This window comes from Paenibacillus polymyxa (assembly GCF_015710975.1).
In the GTDB taxonomy this organism is placed as follows: Bacteria; Bacillota; Bacilli; order Paenibacillales; family Paenibacillaceae; genus Paenibacillus; species Paenibacillus polymyxa.
On sequence record NZ_CP049783.1, the window covers coordinates 2,874,271 to 2,887,500 of the forward strand.

15 protein-coding genes and 1 pseudogene (1 of these 16 only partly in view) are annotated in these 13,230 nt (G+C 45.6%); 15 read left to right on the forward strand and 1 reads right to left on the reverse strand.

Annotation, left to right across the window (positions count from 1 at the left end; all coding sequences use genetic code 11):
• Positions 1-4 precede the first annotated feature (4 nt).
• Positions 5-328, reverse strand: a complete 324-nt coding sequence (locus tag G7035_RS12770) for a hypothetical protein (protein ID WP_017425943.1) — start codon at positions 326-328, stop codon at positions 5-7.
• 145 nt (positions 329-473) lie between these two features.
• Here G7035_RS12770 and uptA point away from each other — a divergent pair, with 145 nt between their 5' ends.
• The 15 genes and pseudogenes from uptA to G7035_RS12845 all read left to right on the forward strand — a co-directional run.
• A complete protein-coding gene (uptA, locus tag G7035_RS12775) occupies positions 474-1,088 on the forward strand; it encodes an undecaprenyl phosphate transporter UptA (protein ID WP_013373027.1) in 615 nt (204 codons plus the stop codon).
• A gap of 1 nt (position 1,089) precedes the next feature.
• Positions 1,090-1,659 (forward strand): thioredoxin family protein, encoded by a 570-nt coding sequence (locus tag G7035_RS12780; protein WP_016820264.1) that lies wholly within the window; start codon positions 1,090-1,092, stop codon positions 1,657-1,659.
• Positions 1,660-1,662: 3 nt separating this feature from the next.
• Positions 1,663-2,291 (forward strand): annotated as a pseudogene (locus tag G7035_RS12785) (MBL fold metallo-hydrolase).
• A gap of 244 nt (positions 2,292-2,535) precedes the next feature.
• Complete coding sequence (locus G7035_RS12790; RefSeq protein ID WP_016820262.1) at positions 2,536-2,745, forward strand: hypothetical protein; 210 nt, start codon at positions 2,536-2,538, stop codon at positions 2,743-2,745.
• 80 nt (positions 2,746-2,825) lie between these two features.
• Positions 2,826-3,212, forward strand: a complete 387-nt coding sequence (locus G7035_RS12795; RefSeq protein WP_016324719.1) for a hypothetical protein — start codon at positions 2,826-2,828, stop codon at positions 3,210-3,212.
• Positions 3,213-3,505: 293 nt separating this feature from the next.
• Positions 3,506-3,793, forward strand: coding sequence for an Asp-tRNA(Asn)/Glu-tRNA(Gln) amidotransferase subunit GatC (gatC, locus tag G7035_RS12800; protein ID WP_016820261.1), 288 nt, complete (start codon positions 3,506-3,508; stop codon positions 3,791-3,793).
• Positions 3,794-3,820: 27 nt separating this feature from the next.
• A complete protein-coding gene (gatA, locus tag G7035_RS12805) occupies positions 3,821-5,278 on the forward strand; it encodes an Asp-tRNA(Asn)/Glu-tRNA(Gln) amidotransferase subunit GatA (protein ID WP_019688592.1) in 1,458 nt (485 codons plus the stop codon).
• 26 nt (positions 5,279-5,304) lie between these two features.
• Complete coding sequence (gene gatB / locus G7035_RS12810; RefSeq protein WP_016820259.1) at positions 5,305-6,750, forward strand: Asp-tRNA(Asn)/Glu-tRNA(Gln) amidotransferase subunit GatB; 1,446 nt, start codon at positions 5,305-5,307, stop codon at positions 6,748-6,750.
• A 134-nt stretch (positions 6,751-6,884) separates the two neighbouring features.
• Positions 6,885-7,346, forward strand: coding sequence for a GNAT family N-acetyltransferase (locus G7035_RS12815; protein ID WP_019688591.1), 462 nt, complete (start codon positions 6,885-6,887; stop codon positions 7,344-7,346).
• Positions 7,347-7,405: 59 nt separating this feature from the next.
• Positions 7,406-8,119 carry an MgtC/SapB family protein gene (locus G7035_RS12820; protein ID WP_016820257.1) on the forward strand — a complete coding sequence of 238 codons (714 nt, stop codon included), beginning with the start codon at positions 7,406-7,408 and terminating at the stop codon, positions 8,117-8,119.
• An 83-nt stretch (positions 8,120-8,202) separates the two neighbouring features.
• Positions 8,203-8,847, forward strand: coding sequence for a hypothetical protein (locus G7035_RS12825; RefSeq protein ID WP_019688590.1), 645 nt, complete (start codon positions 8,203-8,205; stop codon positions 8,845-8,847).
• Between the two features lie 7 nt (positions 8,848-8,854).
• A complete protein-coding gene (locus tag G7035_RS12830) occupies positions 8,855-10,258 on the forward strand; it encodes a DUF4097 family beta strand repeat-containing protein (RefSeq protein ID WP_019688589.1) in 1,404 nt (467 codons plus the stop codon).
• Positions 10,259-10,366: 108 nt separating this feature from the next.
• The gene (locus G7035_RS12835; RefSeq protein WP_013373015.1) at positions 10,367-10,798 is read left to right on the forward strand and encodes a Fur family transcriptional regulator; all 432 of its coding nucleotides are present in this window, start codon (positions 10,367-10,369) and stop codon (positions 10,796-10,798) included.
• Positions 10,799-10,984: 186 nt separating this feature from the next.
• A complete protein-coding gene (locus G7035_RS12840) occupies positions 10,985-12,703 on the forward strand; it encodes a glycosyl hydrolase family 18 protein (protein WP_019688588.1) in 1,719 nt (572 codons plus the stop codon).
• 56 nt (positions 12,704-12,759) lie between these two features.
• On the forward strand, positions 12,760-13,230 hold the 5' portion of the coding sequence (locus G7035_RS12845; RefSeq protein WP_019688587.1) for a nucleotidyltransferase-like protein. The gene runs 465 nt beyond the window's last position; only the first 471 of its 936 coding nucleotides appear in the window; its start codon is at positions 12,760-12,762; its stop codon lies beyond the right edge, outside the window.

Below are 13,230 nucleotides of genomic sequence, written 5' to 3' on the forward strand. Positions count from 1 at the left end.
ACCTCTACCCGCCATAGGCACTTCTAAAAGCGGTGCACAAAACATCGCGATCCACCTTCCACAATGCCGCGAGCTCCTCGCTGACATCTTCGTCCCACCAGTCGCACAGTAGTTTGCGATTGCTATGGTTTTCCGCAATCCAGATGAGGTGGCCGACGACCTTGCGGCAATATAGCTCCTCGCCCTGCTTGACCAGATCAGGAGCAATGTGAACAGGCAGACGTTTGCAGGTTCGGTACAGCTCTTTGCAGCATGCGCGGCGGATCCCGCGAGCCGTGGGCAAACGGGATTGTGAATTGTCATGTTTGGGGAATTTGCCGGGAGGCATATTGTACCCCCTCCTCTCTCTCACAACTTATGCGGGCAGAGGAGCCGGGGTCACTGACCTCCCTATTTGAGCGAAGTGGCGGCGTGTTCTGCCGCTGTGATACACTAATGAAAATAGAGAAACAGGCAGGGAGTGGGAAGAAAAAATGGACCATATATCTAGTATCATTAATTATTTGTTTGAGATCATTCGTAGTCTTGGGTATTTTGGTATTATGCTAGGCTTGATGGTGGAGGTCATTCCAAGTGAAATTGTCCTCGCTTACGGCGGCTTTTTAGTGTCCTCAGGTCATATTAATTTTTTTGGCGCAGTCGTGTTCGGAACGATTGGCGGGGTGCTGGCCCAACTGTTCATTTACTGGATTGGACGCTATGGTGGCAGACCCGTATTAGATAAGTATGGGAAATACATACTCATCAAAAAAAGCCATGTTGACCACGCTGAAGCCTGGTTCAATAAATATGGCACGGGGGTCATTTTTACAGCTCGCTTCATCCCTGTTGTTCGTCACGCGATCTCAATCCCTGCCGGGTTGGCTCGAATGAACGTATGGCGCTTTATTATTTTGACGACGCTAGCGATTATACCTTGGTCTGTTTTGTTTATATATTTAGGTATGCTGCTGGGAGACAAGTGGGAGCAAATTGACGAAGTGGCAGCACCTTACATCAAACCCATTTTGCTAGTTGCTCTTGCGCTCTTGATCATTTATTTTGTTATCAAATGGATTGTAGCCAAAAACAAAAAAGGAAGTGTATAACATGAGCCGTACTAACGTATCGCAATATTTCGGCAAGGGCTTGAGTCCTGAACAATTTATGGAGGGCATGGAAAAGAACAAAGAAGCCTTCCGCTCCGGATACGATCAGTTTGTGTGGAGCCGCGAAGAGGATCGGGAGTTTTTTGAAAGCCTGAACCATCGTGATGATCTGCGTGTGCTTATATTGGCTGCCGACTGGTGTGGGGATGTAGTACGCAATGTGCCAGTTGTGTTCCGCGCGCTGGAGAATAGCGGTATTCCAACTGAAGTATTAATTTTGGAAAATCATCAGGCGCTGATGGACGACTTCCTGACGATGGGCGGACGTGCTGTGCCGATTGTGATTTTTGCGGATACTGGGGGCCACGTACTGGGTCACTGGGGACCACGTCCTGCACATGTCCAACAAATTATGATCGAATTCAAACGTGAAAATCCAGATCGGGAAGCCGATGATTATCAAGAAAAAATCGCAGTTGCTCGCAAAGAAATGGCTGCAAAATATGGGGAGGGAACCGAGGTTCATCCTGTGATTGTTCAGGAATTACGCGAGCTGATCTCGGGATTTTAACTTATGACCTTATCCATTCGCAGCTTTAATCTGGGTCCACTTCAAACGAATGCTTATTTGCTTCAAGGGGATGATCCACAGCGCGCCGTTATTATTGATCCAGGAATGAATCCGGGACCTTTGCTGAGAGCGATTGAATCCCTGACCATTGAAGCTATCCTGCTGACCCATGCCCATTTTGACCATATTGGAGGAGTGGAGGAGATTCGCAATGCGAAAGGATGCCCGGTGTATCTGCACGCCTTGGAGCAAGACTGGCTCACATCTCCTAAGCTGAATGGCTCCCTGATGTGGCCAGAGGCTTCTCCACCGATCTCGACAGGACCTGCCGAATATGATTTGGCGGAAGGTCAGCAATTAAATCTAATCGGGCACACGTTCAAGGTGTTCCATACACCGGGGCATTCACCCGGAAGTGTTAGCTTCTTGTGTGGCAAAGATCTTTTCTCCGGGGATGTGCTATTCCGTCAGGGTGTCGGACGTACCGACCTGCCGGGGGGCGGGAACGGGATTTGTACGATTCCATTCAGAATAAATTGTTTCCGCTTGGAGATGACGTTACGGTCTATTGTGGTCACGGACCCAAAACATCCATTGGTTATGAGAAAGCCAACAATCCGTATATCCGGTAAATTTGATAAACGTTAATTAATTGAGGCAAAATCAAAGAAGTGACAGGTTTTGCCTCAATTCGACAACAAAATATAAATTATGTATAGACAAAGGTTTTTATTTTTGTTAACATAAATTTATTGAAGTTACATACTAAACTCGCGAAGCACGCAAGCTGTGGATGAATCCCGGTTTGCGTTCTTTTTTTTGCCCATTAAGAGGATAAAGAGGCATGAAGCCGTCAGATCACAAGGGGGAGCAAGAATGAAAAGAAAACATATATATGAGGTACACCGTGAGAAAGAAGGTAGTTTCCGTCTTCCCAAAATAGTAGATATTGAAGATGTTGTGGTAGGTTCCGAACCGAAGATCATAACTTGGAAAAAGGTGAAACGGCAGGGCGGAACCCTTACGCAAAACTGGCATATACGGCTTAATGAGCATAGATTTGGACGTGGAGACGGTCGATTATGAAGATACATAGATGATATAGACAAGCTACCTTTTTTTTAGTAGACTTAGCAGATAAGTTCAGACAAACGGGGGGGCTAACGATGCATCATTTAGGAGCTAGAATTATGATCGTCGCGGATGCTTTTGAGCAGAATCTTCCTGTGGGCGAACATGGTTATATCATTGCTTACGACCGTAATGCGGACAATGCTTTTGACTATGTCATTCGCGTACCGAAGGTGAATCGCAATTTTTTCGTACCATCCGGGGACATTGAGCTGGAAGAAAGTATTCTCAAGCTGGAAGCCGAGCGGATTGAGCGTGAAGCGCTGATAGATTACGCCCTTGCTACTCATAATGAGAAGCTGTTCAGACATGTGATGAACGGTGGTCATGATTCAGTAGAGACTGAGGAAGAAGAAACCGCGGCAGAATTGTTGTCACAGGCTGATTTTATTAAACAAGTTAATTTGCGTGCTTGGATATAGGAATCGGCTGTTGCCGACTCTTTTTAACAATATATAATGGGCACGATTTCAGCTGCTATAGTTTTCTTGAAAGAGCACCGAGAGGTGCTTTTTTTATATTCTTTTAGTAACATTTACCTCATTGATGTACAGTCTGCTTCTGTACCGCGTCAAAGATTGAATTGTATAAGGTTCTATCCTATAATTAAAAACGTTATTTCAAAGTTCGGTGTAACATTTTTGATACCAGGATTTTGCAAAATCCGATTCCAGTCGCTTATTGGATTTTTATATATACATGAGGAGGGTTTTGAATGAACATTTCCAAGGAAGATGTCCGTCACGTAGCCAGGCTGTCCCGATTGAATTTGACCGAGACTGAGGAAGAAACTATGACAGGGCAATTAAACGCCATTCTCCATTATGCGGAGAAGCTGAATGAGCTGGATACGGAGCAGGTAAAACCGACCACTCATGTGCTGCACGTCAGCAATGTCATGCGAGACGACGAAGTTCGCGAAAGTTTGACGCATGAGCAAGTGATGCGTAATGCACCTGAAGAAGAAGATGGACAGTTTAAAGTTCCTGCTGTTCTGGAATAGATTTCACATTTGAAAGGAGGATGCAAATTGAGCTTGTTTAATAACACATTGCCGGAAATACATAACAAGCTGCATCAAAAGGAAATTTCCGTGAGTGATCTGGTGGGGCACGCTCTGGAGACAATTGATGCGCGGGAAGAGAAGATCAGGGCCTATATTACTGTCGACGAGGAACGGGCTCGGGCATCCGCACGTCAGCTGGATGATCAGCTGGTTTCGGGAGAGGAACGAGGGTTGTTGTTTGGTCTGCCGGTCGGTATTAAGGATAATATCGTGACGGAAGGGCTGCGCACAACATGTGGCAGTCAGTTTTTGAAAAATTTTGATCCTGTTTACGATGCCACAGTTGTCGGTAAGTTACGCGCAGCGCAAACGGTGACACTTGGTAAAATGAACATGGACGAATTCGCCATGGGTGGTTCTAACGAGAACTCCAGCTTTTTCCCTGCACGTAATCCTTGGGATTTACAACGTGTTCCCGGCGGTTCCAGTGGCGGCTCGGCTGCAGCTGTTGCGGCAGGTGAAGCTTATTTCACGCTCGGTTCCGATACAGGTGGCTCCATTCGCCAGCCCGCTTCTTATTGCGGCGTAGTTGGCTTAAAACCAACCTATGGTCTGGTATCCCGTTTTGGACTGGTGGCTTTTGCTTCATCTTTAGACCAAATCGGACCAATTACAAAAAATGTTCAGGATTCAGCCTATGTCCTGCAAGCCACTGCAGGTTATGACCAGAAGGACTCCACTTCTGCGAAGGTAGACATTCCTGATTATTTGAACGCTTTAACCGGAGATGTGAAGGGACTTCGTATCGCTGTGCCTAAAGAGTATCTTGGTGAAGGCGTAGATCCACAGGTCAAGGAAAAGGTGCTTGATGCACTGAAAACACTGGAAGGATTGGGCGCTGTATGGGAAGAGGTATCTCTTCCGCACACGGAATATGCAGTTGCAACGTACTACCTACTGGCTTCATCTGAAGCATCGTCCAATCTGGCCCGCTTTGACGGCGTGCGCTATGGTGTACGCGCAGACAATCCGGATAACCTGCTCGATCTGTACCATCAGTCCCGTACGCAAGGGTTTGGTCCTGAGGTGAAGCGTCGGATTATGCTCGGTACCTATGCACTCAGCTCCGGGTACTACGATGCTTATTATTTGAAAGCTCAAAAAGTGCGCACACTGATCAAACAGGATTTTGATCGTGTATTTGAACAATATGATGTGATTATCGGGCCTACTGCACCGACTACCGCGTTCAAAATCGGTTCCCAAGTAGACGACCCATTGACAATGTATTTGAACGATATTTTGACGATTCCAGTGAGTTTGGCTGGCGTGCCGGCGATCAGTATTCCTTGTGGTCTTGCAGATGGAATGCCAGTCGGACTACAAATTATCGGGAAAGCCTTTGACGAGTCTTCTGTACTGCGCGTAGCGCATGCATTCGAACAAAATACTGAATTTCACAAGCAGCGTCCGCAGCTGTAATTTGCCAAAAAGGAGGGAACCTATTCATGTCTACAACTACATCTAAGTATGAGACGGTCATTGGACTTGAAGTCCATGTGGAATTGCATACGAAGTCCAAAATATTTTGTGGATGCTCGACATCCTTCGGAGCGCCGCCAAACTCTCATACATGTCCGGTCTGTCTAGGACATCCGGGGGTATTGCCGGTATTGAACCGTCAAGCCGTTGATTATGCGATGAAAGCGGCAATGGCGCTCAATTGCACCATCGCTGATGTCAGCAAATTTGACCGCAAAAACTATTTCTACCCCGATTCACCGAAGGCTTACCAAATTTCGCAATATGACCAACCGATCGGTGAGCATGGCTGGATTGATATTGAAGTGAACGGTGAAACCAAGCGTATCGGCATTACCCGGTTGCATCTGGAAGAGGACGCGGGGAAATTAACCCACGTTGATGGTGGCTATGCCTCTTTGGTTGATTTTAACCGGGTCGGCACACCGTTGGTTGAAATCGTTTCGGAGCCGGATATATCTTCGCCGGAAGAAGCCAAGGCTTATCTGGAAAAAATACGTGCCATTATGCAGTATTGTGACGTATCCGATGTGAAGATGGAGGAAGGCTCGCTTCGTTGCGATGCGAATATCAGTCTTCGTCCGCATGGACAAAAAGAGCTGGGAACCAAAGCGGAACTGAAAAACATGAACTCCTTCCGTGGCGTACAGCGCGGACTGGAATATGAGCAGTTCCGGCAAGAACAGACGCTGGACGAAGGTGGAACGATCGTACAGGAAACACGTCGCTGGGATGAGGCACAGGGTAAAACACTGTCCATGCGTGGTAAGGAACAGGCGCACGACTATCGTTATTTCCCGGACCCGGATCTCGTTACACTGCATATTGATGAGGAGTGGAAAGAGCGTATCCGTGCTTCGATTCCTGAATTACCCGACCAGCGTAAAGCACGTTACACTTCGGAATATGGATTACCTGAGTATGATGCACAGGTAATTACGTCCTCCAAGCCATTGGCTGATTTGTTCGAGGATAGTCTTCAGTACACCAAGGATGCCAAAGCCGTATCCAACTGGATTATGGGGGATTTACTCGGCTATTTGAACAGTGCCAATGTAGAATTGTCGCAGGTTAAATTGACAGGTCGGGGCTTGGGTGAAATGATCGGACTACTGGAGAAGGGTACGATCAATAGTAAAATTGCCAAAACGGTCTTCAAGGAAATGCTGGAAAGTGATAAACTGCCACAGCAAATTGTTGAAGAAAAAGGGCTTGTGCAAATCAGTGATGAAGGTGCAATTCTGACAATTGTCGAACAAGTTGTAGCAGCCAACCCGCAATCGGTCGAGGATTACAAAGCTGGCAAGCAAAAGGCCATCGGCTTCTTGGTCGGTCAAGTGATGAAGGAGAGCAAGGGCAAAGCTAACCCTGGCCTCGCTAATAAGTTGCTGACAGAAGTGTTGAACCGTTAATGGCATAGTTATGACAGGGGCTTGTCTTTTAGGGACAGGCCCCTTTTGCATAGGTGCAAAGACACGAATGGGGCATCAAACACGTATTAGAAGCGTGATGACATATGATGAGTTTCCTTAGGAGGGCAAACAGCATGGTTACCCTATGTTCATTGGAAGATGATAATATTGTCAGTCAGATATGGCGTCTTCAGCATGTCGCTTATAGACTGGAAGCTGAACTGATTGGATTTGATGAGATTCCTCCACTGATGGATACATTGGAGACGCTGAGAAGCTGCGGGGAGTCTTTTTATGGGTGGCTGGAGGATGATGAACTGCTAGGAGCACTAGCTGTGCAGTCTGAGTCATCTGGTTCGCTTACCCTTACACGTATGATGGTTCATCCAGATCATTTTCGCAAAGGGATTGCGGACTCCTTAATGAAGCATGTTTTGAATGAATATCGGAATGTTCCCCTGTTTATCGTCACCACTGGAACTTTAAACACTCCTGCGGTGACGCTTTATCAAAAACATGGTTTTCGTCCTGTTTCCGCAGCAGAAGTGGCCCCAGGCGTGGAATTAACCACCTACCATTTGCATAACGTGGAATAATACTCACAAACCGCGTGCCCGGACAGGGAAGCACGACATAACCGGGAGGAGAGACTCGAATGAATAATCCGTGGATTATAGATGATTCACATATCATTTTACGGCTATTACTGTCCATGCTTCTCGGTGGATTCATTGGCTTTGAGCGAGAACGTTCCAATCATGCTGCTGGTTTACGGACTCACATTATGGTCAGTCTTGGATCGGCGCTGATTATGCTACTCTCCATTTACGGCTTTGCTGATTTTATTAAAGAAGCTAATGTGCGTATAGATCCAGCTCGTTTGGCTACGGCGGTGATTACTGGCGTAGGCTTTTTGGGCGCAGGTACGATTATGTTCACAGGTAAATCCATTACTGGACTCACAACGGCGGCTTCCATTTGGGTCGTAGCTGCCATTGGCCTTGGGGTCGGAGCAGGCTTCTATTTACCCTCTATAGCGGCAACTGTGCTCGTATTTTTAAATTTATGGGTGTTCAACAAATTAGAACTTCGGTATATGCGTGGACGCAAGCCTCATCTTATTACACTGTACGGATTGTCCTCTCACGGATTGCTCGATCAAATTTCGACTTATTTAGAGCAGGAAAAAGTGGAAATACGTAAAATCATGATTAAAGAACATGAAAATGTTCCATTTCATGAATTGCACCCGGATCGTCAGAGTATGGAGGTTTCCCTGGAGGTGCTGGCCCGACATGACTTTAATCCGGTGCGTATTGCAGCTGATTTACGACAATGGGAAGATATAGCTGCCGTCTCCGTTGAGTGATCATAACCCTTTTTTTTACAGTTACTATCAAATCTGATTGGGGTACTATGTAACCATCAAAGTATTTTACAGCGGAGCTACGTATGGAATTCAAAGGGGAGGATGGCATGAACTCGGAACAACCGTTACCGTCGGGAGAGTCCGGACAGGCTGAACAGCCACATGGACAGAAACAGCGGTGGCGTCTGCAATACGCTAAATTTCGCAAAGTAATTGCCATTATCATGGCAGCACTGATGCCTGGAATGGGACATCTTTTTTTAGGACTATTTATTAGGGGGCTTACATTTATTGTATTGCTCCTGCTAGATATTTTTGCGATGCTGTATGTTTCCTCCGATGGATTGAGGATTAACATCCCATTACTAATTTTGCTGGGCTTGTTCATACCCGTTTTATATTTTTATAATGTATATGATGTCTTACAGTCAGCGGATTACATGGTTCGTTATCGGCGCAAGCCAGATCAATATGCACGAATGGATGCTAGAGGTCAGCAAAGTAGTCCATTTTATGCGTGGGAAAGAGGCTTTGCTTTTGCTGTGCTATTGGTGGCAGGCGGTGGACTTATGATTCTGTTCCGCATGAAACCTCGCTGGTTAAGCATTTTCTTCGAAGATTATGGGTTCCTGACGCTGGCCATTATATTAATGATGATCGGTTTATTCCTTTTTCTAAGGGAAGCCTTTCTATCCTTTAAACGTAAAAAGTTGAAAGAAAGAGGGTGAAGCAGGCGTGCACCGCAAAATAAGAGTCGGCCGCTACACCTCTTCGCTTCTGTTGATGGCTGTAGGCATTTTGCTGATTGTAGATGTGCTTCAGAACACGGAATATATGCTCCAGCTCCTTGTGTGGTGGCCTGTAATCTTTGTGCTTTGGGGTCTGGAGTATCTGATTTTTTTTGGCGTGTATTATCGCAAAGAGGGCAAGCCTGACAACGGACGACGTTTCAGACCTGACTTAAAGGGGATTCTGTCCGCTTTGGTAGTGGCTGCTTCGGTTTTTATCGTGACCCAGCAAAACCATTATATGTACCTGTGGAACCGGGTTAGTCTCAATCTGACATCGGCTTCTATGGATTTTAGCCAGGCTAAAGAGAATCGGTATGATATGGGTGGTATGCTGATACCTGTAACTATGCAGACGTCCGATTTAGTAGTTGATTCAGTGAATGGGGATATAACACTAATCAGAAGGCCGGTGTCCAATATAGAGGTACGCGGGACTCTATGGGTGGATCAAGCGCCTGCTGCCGAAGCGGACAAGATTGCTCAAGCTTCTTCACTGACTTCTACCGATGGCAAGACCATCCAGATTCGTCCGGAGGTACAGTCATACGGAGCATCAAGTAAACGTCAGCCTCGAATGAACATGTTGATCACCGTGCCAGAGGATCGGCGCTTCAATATGCAGATTAGAACCTCCAACGGGAATATTACCTTAAATGGGGTTGACGCTATCGATAGCATCCGGCTTGAGAGCGGTAATGGGAATCTCACAGTTAATGACGCTATCGGCAATGTCAAAGGAGGCACCCTGAACGGTCAGATTAGATTGCATCGGATTTCTGGAGATGTGGATGTACGCACGAACCGTGGCGATATGCAGGCAGGGGATATTGAAGGGACCTTGTCACTCCACACTATGATAGGTGACATTCAGGTCGCTCGTTCGGAAGGGGATATTACCGTTGATACTCAAAATGGTGACATGAATGTGCTGAATTCTACAGCCAAGCTGAATGCAAATTCGCTTAATGGCGCTATCAAAGTGCATAGCGAGAGGGTGGGCGGAGATTGGAAAATATACAGTGCTGTCGGTGATATCGTATTGGATCTTCCATCAAATGGAGATTTTCAGTTAGAGGGTTCAAGCAGTTATGGTAATCTTCAGTCTGATTTTCCATTTAAGATAGACAGTAAAAGCATTTCAGGTCAAAACGGGGATGGCAAATATGTGATTAACGTAGAGGGGAACAGCAATTTAACCATTAAAAAGTTACTGATGCCGTCGTTACCCGACTTGGATGATTCTGGAGGATCGACTGCGCCCGATGCAACTGGAAGTTCTCCGGGTGAATCTGAAGTTCCTGCGACCGATACTTCTGTACGGACATCCGGCGACAATACGGCGCGTTGACAAGATTCTTGAGTAGACCGTACAATGTGAGTAGCTTTAGAAGTGAATTGTAAATAGATGCGTGGTAATTGATAGGATTGCAAGTAAGGGATAAGGCGGTGGACATATATGGCAGCACGCGTCCAGCATGCTTTGGAACTTCTGAAGAAGACAGGTGTACGCATAACACCCCAGCGCCATGCCATATTAAACTATTTAATGGAATCTATGGGGCATCCGACTGCAGATGAAATATATCGTGCGCTTGAGTCCAAGTTTCCAAGTATGAGTGTGGCTACGGTTTATAATAACTTAAAGATGTTTATAGAAGCGGGTATGGTACATGAGTTGACCTATGGAGATAACGCCAGTCGTTATGATGCCAATATTTCGGAGCACTATCACATCATTTGTGAAAAATGCGGAAAGATTGAAGATTTCAGTTATCCGTATTTGGCAGATGTGGAACGCCATGCCGCGTTGGAAACAGGCTTCGAGGTGCATGGACATCGTATGGAGTTACACGGAGTATGCAAAGCTTGTAGTAACAAACAATCGTAGCGAAACAAGGGATAAAAGTTTTTAGTGCGGTATGTATATATTGTAATGGATTGGAAACGTGAGGAATTCCCCATAAGTGGGGATTTACCGCGTTTTTTTGTTTAAATCACTTTGTTTTTTGTCTCAGGTAATCTGTTAAAGTTACAAAATACAGAAATCAAAATTTCTTACAATGGAGGTTCAATATTGGCCAGAAATCATTCCAGACGCCGCCGTAAACGTTCTCGATTCAAAGGAGCGGCAAGCCTGCTATTATTCGCAGCGATTATATGCGCAATTACTGTCGTATGGTATGGTAATCCTCTTCACGAGAAACCCGATTGGCAGGGGAGTGTCCGACCTATTTTTATGAAGGGCAAGTTGACCGGATATGAAGCTCAAAGCTCCGGCAAAAACATGCTGATGCCGCTTAAATTGATACAAGGTCAAATTGACCCTACCATTCGTTATGAGGATGACAGCCAAACCGTCATTATGGCAACGAGACAAAGCTTGCTCCATATGAATGTTGCAAAGACACAAGGCGAACTGAATGGTAAAACATATGCACTTAGCGCCGCCCCTCAGATAATCAGTGGAGAGGTATATATCCCCATTGAGGCTGTACGTGAAGTATATGGTATATCCATCCACGAAGACCCTGTAACAGGTGCTGTCATTCTGATGAAAGCTGGAGAGAAGGTCAGGCTAGGTAGTGTAGAAAAGAAAGATGGGCAACAGGATGCTAGAATTGCTTTACGCAAAGAAGCCTCTAGTCTATCTTTTATTTTGGCAGATGTATCACAGCAGACGAAAGTACGCATCTGGTCTCAACAGGGCGATTGGTATTTTGTGCAGTTAGACAATGGTTATGCAGGATACATGAAGTCAGACTGTATCTCTGAAGGAGAAGAACTTGTGATACCTTCGGTTAAGGACGATTTGTCAATCTCGGAGAAGCATTGGCAGGGTAAACCTGTGAATCTCGCTTGGGAAGCCGTCTATAATCGTAAGCCTGATCCTTCCAAATTTGACCCTATGCCTGGAGTAAATGTGGTGAGCCCTACATGGTTCAGCGTCGTTGATCATGAGGGTACTGTAGAAAGCAAGGCGGACCCAGCATATGTCAGTTGGGCACATCGTAAGGGCATGGAGGTATGGGGCTTGTTGAGCAACAGCTTTAACCCCGAAATAACAACAGAGGCACTATCTACCTTTGAACGTCGAAAATCGATTGTAGATCAGATAATCTCACTTGCCCAAGAAAATGATCTGGATGGTATTAATATTGACTTTGAAAATGTCCATACGAAGGATGGCCCCAATGTCACCCAATTTTTTCGGGAACTTAAACCGATGGCCCGGGAACATGATTTGATACTGTCCATTGATGTTACGCCTAAATCTCAAAGTGAGATGTGGTCTGTTTTCTTGGATCGAAAGGCATTGGGTGCTATAACAGATTATCTCATGGTAATGGCGTATGATGAGCATTGGGCGGCTAGTCCAAAAGCTGGTTCCGTCGCCTCATTACCATGGACAGAAGCGTCAATTCGGCGGATTATTCAGGAAGACGAAGTGCCGCCTCAAAAAGTGGTTTTAGGTATTCCGTTATATACCCGCGTTTGGTCCGAGACTCCCAAAGAAGGGAAGATTAAGGTCACCTCCAAATCAATTGGTATGGAGTCAGCAGCAGATATCGTAGCCCAATTTAAGTTGAAGCCCAAATTTAGAGCTTCTGAAGGTCAGAATTATGTCGAATATACCGAAGACGGTGTGGTCAAAAAGATTTGGCTAGAGGATCAGATATCCCTGAAGGCAAGAGTAGAACTTGCCAAATCACTGAACCTGGGCGGAATTGGTGTGTGGAGTCGGAGCTTTGCAGATGAAGACGCTTGGATAACACTGAAAGAAATAATTAAATAAGATAAAAAATTATACAATTGAAGAAGGAAGTCTCTTATTTATGTAGAAATGATCACATGTATCCAAATATCCAATTTAGCGGTTATAGCCGCCTTGCAGGTATGGAGGGTGAAGTGCAGCTAACCAAATTAAACCTGATGCATGATGAATTGTTGCAGGAAGATTCAATAGGTGTTATTTCGTACAGAAAACCGGGAGAATATTTTCACGGTTCGATGTTGTATGACTTTGATGAACTCATTCTAATTATTGGAGAAGGCCGGGAGCCAGTTCAATCTATACAACACTTATTTATTAATGGATTAAAATGCCAAGTGTTGTACACAACGCTTAGTTGTCTGAAGGGTTGGATTATCGCAGGTGAACAAGCCAACATTATAGATTATGTGCTAGAAGGTCGTATGGTCTGGGAACGGGATGACAGGGTACGTCTTTTAAGACAGGAAATTATTGAATTTAACGATCCACTGCGGGAGCAGAAGCGATTTCATGAGTTCTCCCGCTTTCTGGTCAATTACGTTCAGGGT